The organism is Paraburkholderia sp. RL17-337-BIB-A, assembly GCF_046025895.1.
GTDB classification, from domain to species: domain Bacteria; phylum Pseudomonadota; class Gammaproteobacteria; order Burkholderiales; family Burkholderiaceae; genus Paraburkholderia; species Paraburkholderia fungorum_C.
The window spans coordinates 513,444-528,933 of sequence record NZ_JARESY010000002.1; the positions used below are offsets into that span (position 1 = coordinate 513,444).

The 15,490-nt window shown below is 61.4% G+C and carries 13 protein-coding genes; 10 read left to right on the forward strand and 3 right to left on the reverse strand.

All coding sequences use genetic code 11. The features are described 5' to 3' along the window. Positions 1-38 precede the first annotated feature (38 nt). The 10 genes from P0D84_RS23285 (at position 39) to ltrA (P0D84_RS23330) (ending at position 11,423) form a co-directional block, all read left to right on the forward strand. Positions 39-1,394, forward strand: a complete 1,356-nt coding sequence (locus P0D84_RS23285; protein WP_408340792.1) for an MFS transporter — start codon at positions 39-41, stop codon at positions 1,392-1,394. Positions 1,395-1,470: 76 nt separating this feature from the next. Next, positions 1,471-2,451, forward strand: a complete 981-nt coding sequence (locus P0D84_RS23290) for a quinone oxidoreductase family protein (RefSeq protein WP_408340794.1) — start codon at positions 1,471-1,473, stop codon at positions 2,449-2,451. A 10-nt stretch (positions 2,452-2,461) separates the two neighbouring features. Then, positions 2,462-3,310: a TauD/TfdA dioxygenase family protein gene (locus tag P0D84_RS23295; protein ID WP_408340796.1), complete on the forward strand. Its 849-nt coding sequence runs from the start codon at positions 2,462-2,464 to the stop codon at positions 3,308-3,310. Beyond that, the gene (locus P0D84_RS23300) at positions 3,307-3,855 is read left to right on the forward strand and encodes an RBBP9/YdeN family alpha/beta hydrolase (RefSeq protein ID WP_408340798.1); all 549 of its coding nucleotides are present in this window, start codon (positions 3,307-3,309) and stop codon (positions 3,853-3,855) included. Before P0D84_RS23295 ends, P0D84_RS23300 begins: the two co-directional genes overlap by 4 nt. Continuing rightward, a complete protein-coding gene (locus P0D84_RS23305) occupies positions 3,842-4,204 on the forward strand; it encodes a Rieske (2Fe-2S) protein (protein WP_408340800.1) in 363 nt (120 codons plus the stop codon). The genes P0D84_RS23300 and P0D84_RS23305 overlap by 14 nt, the downstream gene beginning before the upstream one ends. A 42-nt stretch (positions 4,205-4,246) precedes the next feature. Further along, positions 4,247-5,875 (forward strand): 3-(methylthio)propionyl-CoA ligase, encoded by a 1,629-nt coding sequence (locus tag P0D84_RS23310; protein ID WP_408340802.1) that lies wholly within the window; start codon positions 4,247-4,249, stop codon positions 5,873-5,875. 99 nt (positions 5,876-5,974) lie between these two features. Then, positions 5,975-7,120 carry a porin gene (locus P0D84_RS23315; RefSeq protein WP_408340804.1) on the forward strand — a complete coding sequence of 382 codons (1,146 nt, stop codon included), beginning with the start codon at positions 5,975-5,977 and terminating at the stop codon, positions 7,118-7,120. Positions 7,121-7,150: 30 nt separating this feature from the next. After that, positions 7,151-7,537: a BON domain-containing protein gene (locus P0D84_RS23320; RefSeq protein ID WP_408340806.1), complete on the forward strand. Its 387-nt coding sequence runs from the start codon at positions 7,151-7,153 to the stop codon at positions 7,535-7,537. 865 nt (positions 7,538-8,402) lie between these two features. Next, entirely contained in the window at positions 8,403-9,713 is a 1,311-nt protein-coding gene (ltrA, locus tag P0D84_RS23325) for a group II intron reverse transcriptase/maturase (protein WP_408340808.1), read from the forward strand. 402 nt (positions 9,714-10,115) lie between these two features. Beyond that, positions 10,116-11,423, forward strand: coding sequence for a group II intron reverse transcriptase/maturase (gene ltrA / locus P0D84_RS23330; RefSeq protein ID WP_408340810.1), 1,308 nt, complete (start codon positions 10,116-10,118; stop codon positions 11,421-11,423). Between the two features lie 139 nt (positions 11,424-11,562). Here ltrA (P0D84_RS23330) and P0D84_RS23335 read toward each other — a convergent pair whose 3' ends face one another. Genes P0D84_RS23335 through P0D84_RS23345 form a run of 3 tightly spaced genes read right to left on the reverse strand, consistent with a single transcriptional unit; the run spans position 11,563 to position 14,730 of the window. After that, positions 11,563-12,558 (reverse strand): tyrosine-type recombinase/integrase, encoded by a 996-nt coding sequence (locus P0D84_RS23335; protein ID WP_408340812.1) that lies wholly within the window; start codon positions 12,556-12,558, stop codon positions 11,563-11,565. Next, entirely contained in the window at positions 12,551-13,486 is a 936-nt protein-coding gene (locus P0D84_RS23340; RefSeq protein ID WP_408340814.1) for a tyrosine-type recombinase/integrase, read from the reverse strand. Before P0D84_RS23340 ends, P0D84_RS23335 begins: the two co-directional genes overlap by 8 nt. Beyond that, positions 13,483-14,730, reverse strand: a complete 1,248-nt coding sequence (locus P0D84_RS23345) for a tyrosine-type recombinase/integrase (RefSeq protein ID WP_408340816.1) — start codon at positions 14,728-14,730, stop codon at positions 13,483-13,485. Before P0D84_RS23345 ends, P0D84_RS23340 begins: the two co-directional genes overlap by 4 nt. Positions 14,731-15,490 lie beyond the last annotated feature (760 nt).

Genomic DNA, 15,490 nt, shown 5'->3' on the forward strand with positions numbered 1-15,490 from the left:
GGCGGTCGCCAACGAGCTGGACACGAAGGAGACGACTCATGTTCACCCATGCCGAGCCGACCACGGCCGACGTTTCGACAACGCCAAAAGACGTGCCCGCGTATGCGTGGGTGGTATTTGCCCTGACCGTGGGCTTGCTGCTCTCCGACTACATGTCGCGTCAGGTGTTGAATGCGGTGTTTCCGATGCTTAAGGCCACATGGAATCTTTCGGACACCCGGCTGGGTTCGCTGAGCAGTGTGGTCGCGCTGATGGTCGGCGTGCTCACCTTTCCGTTGTCGGTGCTCGCCGACCGCTGGGGCCGCGTGAAAAGCATTGTCCTGATGGCGGCCATGTGGAGTCTCGCGACACTCGGCTGTGCGCTCTCGACGAACTATAACGAAATGCTGCTCGCGCGCGCCTTCGTCGGGATCGGTGAAGCCGCCTATGGCAGTGTCGGCATTGCGGTTGTCCTCAGCATCTTTCCGGCACGGCTGCGCGCTACGCTCACCGCCGCGTTCATGGCCGGCGGCGCGTTCGGTTCAGTGCTGGGCATGGCGCTAGGCGGTGCGGTCGCGGCTCACCTGGGCTGGCGCGCGGCGTTCGGTGCAATGGCGGCCCTGGGGATCATGCTGGTCGTTGTCTACCGGTTCGCCATCACCGAAAAGCGGCTCGCGCCGCTGCAACCGGCAAACGTGGGCCGTCGGACGCAGGGCGCCGGCGTGCGCATGAGCCTGCGCGCGCTGATGAAAGGACTCTTTTCTACAAAGTCGGTTGTGTGTGCCTACGTCGGCAGCGGCATCCATCTGCTGGTTCCCGCCGCGGTATGGGCGTGGATGCCCAGCTTCCTGAACCGCTACTACGGCATGCCCGCCGGCAAGGCGGCCATGAGCGCGGCCGTGTTCGTGCTGGCCACTGCGTTCGGCATGGTGGTGTGCGGAAATCTGACCGACCGGCTCAGCAAGCATGCGCGGGAAAGGAAGTGGAGCACGTCTGTCGCCTTCTGCCTGATCTGCTTCGTGCTGCTCACGATCGGTTTCCGGATGCCGGCGGGTCCGGCACAGCTCGTCGTGATTGGCGCCGGCATGTTCTTCTGCGCAGGCGCGACCGGCCCCTCAGGCGCGATGGTGGCGAACCTCACCCCACCGTCGATCCATGCGTCGGCGTTTGCCACGCTGACGTTGGCGAATAACCTGCTGGGCCTGGCACCTGCTGCCATCCTGACGGGCGTTGTGGCTGACCGGATCGGGCTGCTCGGCGCGTTGCAACTCGTGCCGTTTGCGCCGCTCGTCGCGGCGGTCGCCTTCTTCATCGGCAAACGGAACTATGGCGTCGACCTCGATCGCGTGAGTGCCCTGCGCGAACAGGCCAGCGCTGACCCAAGGGTCACCGGCAAGCTCAGGCCTGGCAAGTGAACCTGAGAACGGGACGGACACCACCGTCGCCGACCAAATTCAAGTTTGTAGTTCGAGTAAGGATAGGAGATTCGAAATGGCGAAAGCAGTGCGTTTCCATGAGACCGGCGGTCCCGAAGTTTTGCGCTATGAAAGCGTTGAAGTGGGCGACCCCGGTCCCGGGCAGGTTCGCTTGCGGCATGAGGCAGTGGGCCTAAATTTCGCCGACACCTACTTCCGCAGCGGCCTCTACCCCGTACCGATGCCTGCAGGCATGGGTGTCGAAGCTGCAGGTGTGGTCGAGGCAGTCGGCTCCGGCGTGACCAACGTCGCGCTCGGCGATCGCGTGACCTACACCGGCTTTCTCAACACACTCGGCGCCTACAGCACTGAACGCCTGGTTCCGGCGGCTCCGCTCATCAAGCTGCCGGAGGCGATTTCCTGCGAAACGGCTGCCGGCATGACGATGCGAGGCCTGACCTCGTCGTACCTGATGCGCCGCATCCACGATTTCAAGGCGGGTGACACCATCCTGCTGCATGCCGCCGCCGGCGGTGTTGGCCTGATTGTGTCGCAATGGGCGAAGCTGCTGGGTCTCACCGTGATCGGCACGGTTTCGAACGAGGCCAAGGGCGAGGTGGCCCGCGTGCATGGCTGCGACCACATCGTCTACTACGGCCGCGAGGACGTCGCGAAGCGCGTGCGCGAACTGACCAACGGCGTCGGCGTGGACGTCGTGTTCGACAGCGTCGGCAAGGATACCTTCGAGGCGTCGCTCGATTCGCTCAGGCGCCGTGGCCTGATGGTCTGCGTCGGTACCGCGTCCGGTCCGATCCCGCCGTTCAATCCGCAGATTCTGGCAATGAAGGGCTCGCTCTACCTGACGCGTCCCGCGCTGGCGGACTATATCGCCGACCCCGCCGAGAAGGACGAACTCGCCGGCGAACTCTTCGGGCATGTCGCCGCAGGCCGCATCAAGATCGAACTCAACCAGCGTTACGCACTTGAGGAAGCGGCGCAGGCCCACCGCGACCTTGAATCGCGCAAGACGACCGGCTCGTCAGTCTTCGTCATCTGAGGAGAACGCCATGCGAATCGAACAATTGACGTGCGCGATCGGCGCCGAACTGGTCGGTGTGAACCTTGCCGATGCCATCGACGATGACGGCTTGTTTGCCGGGATCCGCGCGGCGCTGCTCAAACACCGGGTGCTGTTCCTGCGCGACCAGGACATCTCGCGCGCAGAGCACGTTGCATTCGCGCGCCGTTTCGGCGAACTGGAGGACCATCCTGTCGCCGGCAGCGATCCGGAACATCCGGGCCTCGTGCGCATCTACAAGAACCCGGATCAGCCCAACGACCGGTATGAAAACGCGTGGCACGCGGATGCCACCTGGCGCGAGGCGCCGCAGTTCGGCGCTGTCTTGCGCTGTGTGGAGTGCCCGCCAGTTGGCGGCGACACGATGTGGGCAAACATGGTCCTCGCCTACGAGAACCTGCCAGACCACATCAAGAGCCAGATCGCGGACCTGCGCGCCCGCCACAGCATTGAGGCGAGCTTCGGCGCCGCGATGCCAATCGAAAAACGCCTCGCGATTAAGGCGCAATTCCCGGACGCGGAGCATCCCGTTGTGCGCACGCACCCGGAGACCGGCGAGAAGGTGTTGTTCGTGAACGCCTTCACCACCCATTTCACCAATTACCACACGCCGGCGCGCGTGCGCTTCGGGCAGGACGCCAATCCGGGCGCGGGTGAGTTGCTGCGCTATCTCATCAGCCAGGCCTACATCCCCGAGTACCAGGTCCGCTGGCGCTGGAAACCCAACAGCATTGCGATCTGGGACAACCGCAGTACGCAGCACTACGCAGTGATGGACTACCCGCCGTGTCACCGCAAGATGGAGCGCGCCGGAATTGTCGGTGACAAGCCGCAATGACACCAACCATTCTGATGGTGCCGGGCTTGCGCGACCACGTCGCGGAGCATTGGCAAACGCTGCTGGCGCAGAGGCTGCCCAAGGTGGCCTCAGTGTCGCCGCTCGAGCACGACAAACTCAGTTGCGCGGCACGCGTCGCGGCGCTCGATGCTGCCCTCGCGAACATCGATGGTCCGGTGCTCCTGGTCGCGCATAGCGCGGGCGTGATGATCACGGTGCATTGGGCCCAGCATCACAGCCGCAAGATTCACGGCGCACTGCTCGCCGCTCCGGCCGATCTCGAGACGTTGCTGCCGGCAGGCTACCCGGCCTTCGACGTGCTCGCTCAGAACGGTTGGCAGCCGATTCCACGAAAGCCGCTGCCGTTTCCGAGCATCGTCGGTGCGAGCCGTAACGATCCGCTCGCGCAATTCGAGCGCGCCGCGGCGATGGCGAAAGACTGGGGCAGCCGGCTCGTCGACCTTGGCGAAGTCGGTCACCTGAATCCGGCCGCAGGGTTTGGTGAATGGCCGATGGCGGAGACACTGATCCATGAACTCGTCTGATCAGATACCGCTCGGCGCGGTCGACGAACTCGCGCGAGGCCAGCGCAAACTGGTCTTCGTCGACGGCCGCAGCATCGTCCTGTTCAATATCGACGGCACGATCCACGCGATTGACGACTCGTGTCCGCACCAGGGAGCCTCGGTCGCAAACGGTCAGCTGGAAGGGTGCGTGCTGCGCTGCCCGGCCCACGGTCTGCACTTCGATCTGCGCACCGGCTGCATGCCGGGCGTAGCCGGGTTGAGCCTGACGACTTTCCCGGTCCGGGTCGTCGACGGAAAGCTGCTCGTGAGTCTCGACGATCCGGCCGCCAGTCCCGCGCAGGCATCGGGATGCAATGCGGCACCGTGATCCGGGCCGCGCCGGAACATGCAGTCATTCAGGGGAACAAGGATGCAAGGTTTGATGATGCAGCAACCGCTACTGGTTGCGTCGCTGCTCACGCACGCTGAACGCCACCACGGCGAACAGGAAATCGTGTCACGACGGGTCGAAGGCGACATTCACCGGTATCGGTACCGCGAATTTGCGCAACGCGCGCGCCGCATGGCAAATGCCCTCGCAGGCCTCGGCATTCAGCCGGGCGAACGGGTCGGGACGCTGGCGTGGAACGGCTACCGTCACATGGAGCTGTATTTCGCGGTGTCCGGAGCCGGGTCCGTATTGCATACGCTCAATCCCCGTTTGCATGTCGATCAGCTCGCGTACATCATCGAGCACGCGGAAGATCGCGTCGTGTTCTTCGACTTGACGTTTCTACCGCTGATCGAGAGCGTCGCACCGCGGGTCAAGGGCCCGAGGGTCTTCGTCGCCATGACCGACCGGGCGCATATGCCACAAGACCATGGCCTGTCCACGAAGCTGCTGTGCTACGAGGATCTCATCGACGCTCACGGCGACGCTTTCGACTGGCCATTGCTGGACGAAAACAGCGCGTCGTCGCTGTGCTACACGTCCGGGACGACCGGCCATCCGAAGGGAGTGCTATACAGCCACCGCTCGACCCTGCTGCACACCTACGCGGCGGCGATGCCGGATGCGCTGAACTGTTCGGCGCGCGATGTGATCCTCCCGGTCGTGCCGATGTTCCATGTGAACGCGTGGGGACTGCCGTATATCGCCTGCATGGTGGGTGCGAAGCTGGTGTTTCCGGGGCCGGCACTGGACGGCAAATCGCTCCATGACCTGATCGAGGACGAGCAGGTCACGCTGTCGGCCGGCGTGCCGACCGTCTGGCAGGGACTCCTTGCGCATGTCGACGCGATCATGGGTTCGTTTTCGTCGATGAAGCGCACGATTATCGGCGGCGCGCCTTGTCCGACTGCGATGACGATGGCGTTCCAGACGCGCCATCGCGTCGATGTACTGCACGCATGGGGCATGACGGAATTGAGCCCGGTCGGCACGGTCTGCAGTTTCAAGGCGCATCAGGTATCTCTGCCTGTAGAGGAGCGCTACGCCCTCCAGGCGAAGCAGGGGCGCGCGCTGTTCGGCATCGACATGAAAATCGCCAACCCCGCAGGCAATGAATTGCCGTGGGACGGCACCACAACGGGTGACCTCTTCGTGCGCGGTCATTGGGTCGCGCAGGCGTACTTCGGCCATGACGGCAGAACTCCGCTGTACGACGGCTGGTTCCCGACTGGCGACGTGGCAAAGATCGATCCCGACGGCTTCATGCAGATCACGGATCGCAGCAAGGACGTCATCAAGTCCGGCGGGGAATGGATCAGTTCGGGCGACATTGAAAACGTCGCGTATCTGCACCCCGAAGTGACGACGGCGGTCTGCATCGCCGCGCGGCACTCGAAGTGGGACGAGCGACCACTGCTGCTAATCGTGAAGAAGCCCGGCAGCACGCTCGCTGCGGACGAACTGCTGACGTTCTTCGACGACCGGGTTGCGAAATGGTGGAAGCCGGACGCCGTGGTGTTCGTCGACTCGGTGCCGCTTGGCGCAACGGGCAAGGTGCTCAAGAACCGGTTGCGCGATCAGTTCGGCGATTACTACCTGTCGGCGTGAGACACCGACCTGGCAACAACACAGTTTCATTCAGGCAGTAAGCAATAAACCATAAGCTGCCGGGTCCACCCGGCGCGCCTCAAATCTGGAGGAGACACAATGAAATTGAAGTCGAGTATCCTGGCAGTGCTGATAGTTTTTTCGGCGACGGCCCATGCCCAGTCGTCGGTTACGCTCTATGGCGTACTCGACACTGGACTCCTTTATCAGAGCACCTCGGCCGCAACGTTCCAGCCGACCGCGCGCAACCAGGGACATGTTTATCAACTCAAGGACGGCGGCATCTATGCTAGCTATTGGGGCTTGAAGGGAAGCGAAGACATCGGCGGCGGCTACAAGATCACGTTCAAGCTGCAAGGCACGTTCAACACCACGAACGGCAAGTTCGGGCTGTCCGACACGCCGGGCACGACCGCCCTCTTCAACCAGTTTGCGACGATCGGGGCAACCGGGCCGTTTGGCACGTTCGACGCCGGCCGGCAGATCGTCCCGATGATCTACGCGATGGCGGAAACGGACGTACGCGGCGCACAGTATTTCGGCAGCATCCTGACCGCGTGGCTGGGCGTGAATCAGTCGGCGGGCTGGCCCGGCACCAGCACGAACGCGCCAATCGGCGCCCTGTATGACAGCAACGCGCTGGTCTACACTTCGCCGAAATTCTACGGCGCGTCGCTTGCGCTCGAGTTCGCGCCGGGCGGGGTCGCGGGACAGTTCCAGGGCGGCACGCGCGAGTCGGCCGTGCTCAAGTATTCGAATTACGGTCTGAACCTGTCCGCGGTGTACTACAACGGGCATGACACCAACCCGTATCCGCTCACTTACCCGGCGGCTCCGGCAGTACCGGCGACCGGCCTGAACAATAACCGCTTCTACTATTTCGGTGCGATGTACACGATCAGTGGCTTTTCGGTATCCGCCTCGTACGCTATAGGCAGGAACCCGGCGAAGAGCAATAGCGCCGACTTCGAAATGGCGTCGGGTGGCCTTGGCTATCAGTTCAGTCCCGCCTTCAGGATCACGTCCGGCTACTACTACTTGAAGGACCGGAACAATTCCGCGAATCATTCGAGCGAATTCGCAGTAGGTGCGGAGTACAACCTGTCCCTGAGGACCAAGACGTACGCGCAGGTCGGGTATGTCAACAACAAGGGGACGATGAACCAGACGATCATTTATGGAGCCCCGGTTGCGCCGGGTGTCTCCACCACTGCGGCCATGGTCGGCATTCGCCATACCTTTTGATTCCGTCACTTTCATGAACCGGAGTAATCCATGAAAACAATCCACGCACTCGAGTTGGCAATCGCCGCATGGTTCGTTACCGCTTCCGCGACGGCGTGGTCCCAGACCGGTGACGCAGCCAGTGCGCCCGCCAGTGCACAGGGTGCGTCCGTGATCGCGGCATCGGGCGCGGTGACTCCCGCGGGCAGGAAAGCGGACCGCGCCCTGCGCCGCAGGGTCTATGCCGCCATCGGGAAGGACAAGGAAATCAGCGCCGGAGACATCAGTGTCATCGCGAAAGACGGTGCGGTGACACTGAATGGCACGGTCATGGAAGCTGCCCAGATCGGCAAGGCCGAGTCGATCGTCAAGGGCGTTTCCGGAGTGACATCGGTGACCAACAAGCTGGCGGTGAGGAAACCGTTTGGCGGCATGTAAGCTGCCATAGTCAAGCACGGAGCGCGGTGAGGCCGAAGACAACTGATCATGCCAACTTCTACCAATCAGTGGTGATGTCCGATAAGGCGACCTCGCGCAGCCACCGCCTCCTTGCGAGCCCGAAGCGGATGCTCAAACGGCTTGGGTTGCATCTCGTCCAACGTCTGCAACTGGCGTGCGCCGTGCAAAGGCGGCGCTTTCCCAGCGGGTGCAAGCCCCGCCCGGCAACCGCTCCAGCCGGAAGCAACCGGAGCAATCGTGGAGGTAACGAAGCGGTTGAAGCCTTCGGTGAAGCGTGTCACGAAATACGGTGACAGCGCGAGTGTGCAGGCCGTAACGCGAGTGAAGTGCGCCAGTACAAACTGGCAGGAGGTAGTCGATGAAAGTTCGATGCAGCGAAGGTCTAGCAAACCACGCTGACCCCGAGTCATGCGGTGGCTGTCGTGAGGCATCCATCGAAGCGTTGACAGGGGAAACCGGCAGGCCAGCCATTGAGCCGCGTAATCAGGAATTCGGGATGCCGACGGAGTTTCACTTCTCGGAAGGCAACACGGAACATGGCGTTAGATGCGAGTCATGTGACGATCCCGCGCGGTCGGAGACCCTGCGCATGTCGGGAAGCTTCCTGCACAGGAACTGGGAGATCTCATCGGCATTCGGGGCCGTTTGCCCGGATGGGGCGGGGAAGGCCACAAGCCGTACGCCCGCCGTCTACGTCGATGAGAAGTCGGATGCGTCAGTAGTACCTGAGAAGTCGTCGAACAAAGGGGTTCCCCCTGCGGAGGCGATGGAGGGAAGGGACGCAGCCAAGGGGAACACTGGAAAGCCTCCCGCGCCCCGGACACAGAGCCGGGCCGGCGCGTCGATGGGACTTGAAGGTGTACGCGAAGTCGCCCGCCGGGATCGGCGGACGAGGTTCACGGCATTGATGCACCACATCACGCCGTCGCTGCTGGTGGAGAGCTTCTACGCTTTGCGCCAGAACGCAGCGGTGGGTGTGGACGGAGTGACGTGGCGGGAATACGAGGGAGTTCTCTATACGCGGGTGCACGAGCTGCATCGGGAGATTCATACCGGTACGTATCGTGCACAGCCATCGCGGCGGGTATACATCCCCAAAGCAGATGGCAGACAGCGGCCACTGGGGATTGCTTCCCTGGAGGACAAGATCGTGCAACAGGCGGTTTCGACCGTACTAGGTGCGATCTATGAAGCGGACTTCCTTGGATTCTCATATGGGTTCCGTGTCGGGCGCGGCCAGCACGATGCGTTGGACGCGCTCTACATTGGAATCAAGACGCAAAAGGTGAACTGGATTCTCGACCTGGACATTCGGGGGTTCTTTGATGAAATCTCGCACGAATGGATGGTCAAGTTTCTGGAACACCGGATTGCGGACAAGCGGCTACTGCGGCTTATCCACAAGGGGCTGAAGGCAGGGGTGGTCGAGGACGGCCGTAGGATCGTGAGCCAACGGGGCTGCCCGCAAGGGTCTGTGCTGTCCCCAATGCTCGCGAATGTGTACCTTCACTATGTTCTCGATCTCTGGGCGCATCGCTGGCGGAAAAAGGAAGCGAATGGCCGCGTCATCGTCGTGCGGTACGCCGACGATACCGTGCTAGGTTTCCAGCACGAACACGAGGCCAGACGGTTCCTGGCTGCGGTAGAAGAGCGACTGGGCAAATTTGGGCTGGCTCTCAATGCTGAGAAAACGCGCCTGATTGAGTTCGGTCGATATGCTGCGGAGCGTCGGCGCGTGCGTCACCTTGGCAAGCCAGGGACGTTTGACTTTCTTGGCTTTACCCACTGCTGCACTCGCAGCAGGCGGGGTGCCTTCGACATCCTGCGTCTGACGGTCAAGAAGCGCATGCGCGGTACCCTGAAGGCGATACGGGAAACCCTCCTGCGTCGTCGGCATGAGCCGATAGCTGTTGTGGGGCGTTGGCTCGGACAGGTCTTGCGCGGGTACTACAACTACTTTGCGGTGCCTGGCAATATCTACCGCCTCAACGGATTTCGCGCCGAGGTGGAACGGGCCTGGTTGTGTGCCCTGCGACGACGCAGCCAGCGGCCTCGCATGCCCTGGCCGCGCTTCGCGCCGCTCATTGAGCGCTTTCTGCCCCCGTTGCGCCTTGTCCACAATCATCCGCTGGAGCGTCTTCGCGTCATGACCTAAGGCAGGAGCCGTATGCCTTAATTGGGCACGTACGGATCTGCGCGGGGGGCGGCGGGCAACCGCCGTTCCTACCGCAACCGCCGAGCAAGCCTCGAAAAGGACGATGCGCAGGCCGACCTGACTGCCATATCGGGGAAGGCTGATACGGCTGGGTGAACGAGCAGGCAGGACGCCCAGTCGCTGCGCCGGGGTAGTGGCGACAGCATGCACACAAGGGAAGCGCACGCAACACGGGAAGCCCCCTGGCGTGGTCAGGGATGACCAACCGGACGCCCGCGAGGGACAGGCCGGGCGCCTTGGGGTGACGGAGAGGCCCGTATTACCGTTGAAGCCGGTGTAATGCTGGTGGAGGAAAGGGGCCTCAGTTCAAGACAGACGCAATACGTAGTGAGGACGTGGAGATTGGGCAACCTATCAACTCCGATTCGTGTTCAGAAGCTGCAGATGGCGTTACACGCGAAAGCGAAGGCAGAAGCCGGGTACCGCTTCTACGCTCTGTACGACAAGATCTATCGTGAGGACGTGCTGGCGCATGCGTACGCTCAGTGTCGCTCGAACAAGGGCGCGCCGGGTGTCGATCGGCAAGACTTCACGGAGGTCGAGGCGTATGGGGTGCAGAAGTGGCTCGGCGAACTGGCGCTTGCGCTCAGGCAGGAGAGTTACCGGCCGGCCCCTATCAGAAGAGTGTTTATCCCGAAGGCCAATGGCAAGCTAAGGCCACTGGGCATCTCGACCTTGCGAGATCGGGTGTGCATGACAGCAGCGATGCTGGTGCTCGAACCGATCTTCGAAGCGGACCTTCCACCAGAGCAGTACGCCTACCGCCCGGGGCGCAATGCCCAGCAAGCGGTGATCGAGGTGGAGGAGCGGCTGCATAGAGGGCAAACGGACGTTGTTGACGCCGACCTGGCGGACTACTTCGGAAGCATTCCCCATGCCGATTTGATGTTGTCGCTTGCGCGACGCATCGTTGACCGGCGCGTGCTGCATCTAGTCAAGATGTGGTTGGAGTGCGCCGTTGAAGAAACCGATCACCGAGGCCGGAAGACACGTACGACCGAGGCCAAGGACCGCAGGCGAGGCATTCCGCAGGGCTCACCCATCTCACCACTATTGGCGAATATTTACATGCGCCGGTTTGTGTTGGCATGGAAGAAGCTCGGGCTTCAGCGAAGTCTTGGCAGTCGAATTGTGACCTACGCGGACGATCTAGTGATCCTGTGCAAGCGAGGCAAAGCTGAAGAGGCCCTGTCGCGACTGCGCGAGATCATGGGCAAACTGAAGCTGACGGTCAACGAGGAGAAGACACAAATCTGCAAGGTCCCGGAAGGGGAATTCGACTTCCTGGGTTACACGTTTGGGCGGATGTACTCAGCAACGACTGGCCAGGCCCGTATGGGCATGCGGCCGTCGAAGAAGAGTATCCGGCGCATGGTTGAGAAGGTTCATGCGCTGACCGCCGCTTCTATGACGTGGATGGACACCACGGAGCTGATTGGCAAACTGAACCGCACGCTACGCGGCTGGGCGAACTACTTCAAGGTAGGCACGGTCAGCCGAGCATATCGGGCGCTCGATAGCTACACCAGCACGCGGTTGCGTCGGTGGTTACGTACCAGGCACAAGGTAAGACGTCGCAGGGGCGGGAGCTATCCATCCTCGCACCTCTACGGGCACTTCGGTCTCGTTCGTCTACAGGGTCCTTGGTAGTGACTTGCCGTGTACGAAGGCGTGATGTCTTGTCCGAGAGCCGGATGCGATATGTGGTGTTGCCTCAAATGTGGTCTTGCGGCGCCCGAGCCGCGATCCTGACAGGATCCGGCCGGCTGAACGCCACATAAAAAGCCTGCTACAAGGACCGGAGAAACGCCATCAGCGCGGGATCTTTGGCCCATCGCCTGTTCTCCTTTCGATCGCTGGGGATAGCAAGCCTCGCCAGGGCGTTGGCCTTCATCTCCAGATCAATTTCGGCGTAAACGTTGGTCGTATCGATGGAGACATGACCAAGCCACGCCCGTACGGTGTTGATATCGACGCCGGATCGAAGCAGGTGGGTCGCAGTTGAATGTCTAATGCTGTGCGGGCTGACGCGCTTGGATGCGAGCGAGGGCATATTGGCTCGCGCCTTGATAGCGTAACGCTCTACGACCGCGTGAATGCCGAAACGCGTCAGGGGTTGCCCACAGCGATTGAGGAATACCCGTTCCTGCGGTGGACGTTGGCCAGCGAGGTTGCACAACTCTTGCACGGTGTCCGGCCATAACGGACACTGGCGCTGTTTGCGTCCCTTTCCGAGAACGCTCACGCTGCTCGAGATCGCATCGACGTTGCCGATGGTCAGGTGGGCCGCCTCGTCCGCCCGCGCACCGGCATTGTAGAGAAACAGCAACAGGGCGTAGTCACGGCGACCCTGAGATGTACGTCGATCTGGACAGGCAAGGAGCGCATCCATTTCAGATTTGTCGAGATAGGATACCAGCGTTCTTGTAGTCTTCTTGTAGGGGATGCAGCGCAGCTGGGTGCACCACTGGATATGTTCGGGGCTGTGCTCGCCAACGAATCGAGCCAAGGCATGGATAGCAGCCAGGCGCTGATTCCGCGTCGCGACGCTGCATCCGCGACAGACTTCGATATCTGAGAGGAAGTCCCGGACGATCTCGGCCGACACATCTGTCATTGCCAGCCGGTCGACCGGTTTGTGGACTCGACCTGAAGCGAAAGGAATCAGTTGGCACAGCGTGTCGCGGTAGCTCTGCTGGGTGTTGCGAGCGAGGTTCCGCTCGCCGATAAGGTGCTCGAGCAGGAAGCGTCGGACCCAGGGTCCAAGAAGGGTTGTGTCACGCATGATCGTCTCCTCCCCGGACGTAGCGCTCGAAACGTAAGCTCGCCTGCCGCAGCAACTCTGGCGTCATGGTCAGGTAGTGCTGGGTGGCGCCAATATGCACGTGACCAAGATAGGTTGCCAGCTGGGGCAGCAGGCGTTGTACATCCGCGCCTTCACGATACCAGGAGACCAGCCGGGTAACTGTATAGGTATGCCGAAGGTCATGAAGTCGTGGCTGATACCGCGCACCATCGTCACGACGTACCTGTGCGCGTTCACGCAATTGTTTGAAGGCATACTCGGCGCCGGCTCTGGACGGGCGCTGTCTGCGCTTCGTCAGTAGAAAGGCCGCGTCGGGGTCGAGTGGCGGGCATTTATTGCGTTCGACAGCGTACTTGGCCAGCACCGATGTCAGATCTGGTCCGGTCGGCACCAGCCGTGTCCTGTAGAACTTGCTCTCACGGATGCAAAGCACTCGGGAGTCCAGATCCACATCCGCCAGATTCAGGCCGACAGCCTCGCCGATGCGAAGCCCAGTACCATAGAGCAGGAGCAGGAGCGTGCGGCAAGTTAGCGATGACAGATTGCAGCGTTCACGACCAGCCGTCGCCGCGAGTAGACGCCGTATCTCTTCTCGCGAATAGATGTACGGCACGAAGGTCCGGTGTTCCTCTGGTACCGTTAAGGGTAACGGCGAACTGGTCGTGTAGCCGCGAGCAATGGCAAAGCGGTAGAAGCCGCGCAACGCGTTGAACTTGCGATGCCAGAAAGGCGTGATGGGACCCTTGCCAGCAAGGAACGCATAGACACAATCGGCGTCGACCGCGCGCATATCGATGTCGCCGAGCGTTCGATGAAAGGACTTCAAGGTACGCGCCTCAGTGGCAAAGCGCATCCCCAGTGACTGTTTGTAGGCCACGTACGCGGCGACCGCTTCAGGCAGTTTCATAGCAGGTCTCCCAGGGCAAAGTCTGCGACCTGCCTCAGGCCAGCCAGATCGACCTTGGCATAGGTGCGCGTTGCGTAGGCGCTGCGATGGCCCAGATGGTCCCCAATCTCCTTGAGTGAGAGTCCTTCAGCCACCAGACGGGTCGCGCACGCGTGTCGAAGCGAATGCGGGCCGCCATGACTGCAACTGATGTTCAGAAGTCGCAATCGTCGTTTGACCAGGTAGTGCAGGCTCGTAGGCGCGAGCGGACGAAACGGGGCTCGTATGGTGACAAACAAGGAGCGCGAGAAAGTGTGAGGTCGCACCTGTTCCAGGTATCGCAGAATTGCTTCACCTACCTCGGCTGCAAGCGGGTAGTCCTGTTTGCTCCGCTGCTTTGGACGGCTGATGTGAAGGATGTCATGTTCCCAGTCCACGTCGTCCAGAGTCAGGGCAACGACTTCACCCCTTCTCAGCCCGTAGACCGCCAGGAGCAACAGAATGGCCCGGTCCCGGATATCATGGGGACTGTCCGTATCGGTGCTGCGAATGAGTCGCTGCACGTCTTCCCACTTCGGCCCGGCTGGAAGCGTCTCGTGGCTGAACAGACGCGGTCCTTCGATACCGGCGGCGAGTCTCTTCGAGCACCAGGTTTGCTCACCGGCGTAGCGGAGGAAACTTCGCAGCGCGCCGGCAAGGGTGGCCATCGATACCCGGGACCAACCTTGCATTCGTCTCAGCGCAAAAAAAGCGTCGACCTGTTCGAGTCGCATCTCGCCGATGCTGCTTCCTTGCTCGCTGAGCCAGGACAACAACGCCTGAACGTGCCAGCATCGATTGTGGATCGTTTGTGACGACAGGCCGCGCTCCTCGCGCAAGTAGCGGTCGAACTGTTGAACCAGATCGGCGAATGGCGGCGTTTCAGGTTGCTGCTCTTGCAGTCGCCCCAGGAAGCGAAGCCAGGCCGTAGCGGTCTGAATAAACCGTTCCCGCGAGAACCTTCCCGTCAGGATTCGCTGATGCCGTCGCTGGTAACGAACCCAGCGATCGGCTGCCATCTCGACCTCCGCAGACGAAATCAATCGCTCGTTGTCGAGCGCGATACGCCGGGAAATAGCGAGAAGCTCAGGTGCAAGGCCCAACAGCGTTGATTGGGCCGCACCACCCTGTGCACAGTGGACCAGATAGCGTTCTCGATCATCGGCCGATGGACCATTGCGATGACGAGCCAGTACACGGGGGTAATGAAACAACGTACCGAACATGATCGGATCTCCGAGTTAACCTTCGGATCTCCGACACTACTCCGGCGCTAATTTATGTGGCCTTCAATAGACATACACCGCTGACGAACCTCGACCTGTCCCCGCAAGACCACATTTGAGGCAACACCACATATCGCATCAAATGAGTTCGATCACATTTGATGCGGGAGATCTGCATGTCCGGTTCGATGAGCGGGTTGTGGAAACGGGGTTAAGGCGAGGATATTCGGGCACCGCCAGACGAAAGGGGCGGAAACAGACAAACCGAACCTAATGCTCCCGCGAGAGGGTAGCCCCACTGCCTCTCAGCAGAGGGGCCCCCGAAGAACCGTGCGTGCGACTTTCGCCGCACACGGCTCGCGCACAGCATGAAACGTCACACTGACGCCGGTCTTGTCAAACTGCACAAGCCCTTCGCACGCGTCACCTCGTCGATTCATCTCATTGCTGAGACTAGGGCGCTGAACCGCAAACAGCCGGTCTCTCACAAGCTGCCCCACGGCGAATCTAAAAAGTGGACCTGCGACAGCTGCACCACACGGAAGTCTGCACCCTTTCAGGTCGAGGCAAATCTTGAACCTCTATGCAGCCCGTTACAGGCCGCCATTCGCTTTCTCCGCGTTCTCATACCCGCTTCGTCAACAGCGTTCCTCACGGTTTGCCTGCCTTGATTGCTGCGTTCCGAAATCAAGGCGACGAATCGGGCTTACCACGTTCCCAGTCTTGCCGATTCGATTACTCTCGGATCTGTCCGTTTAGC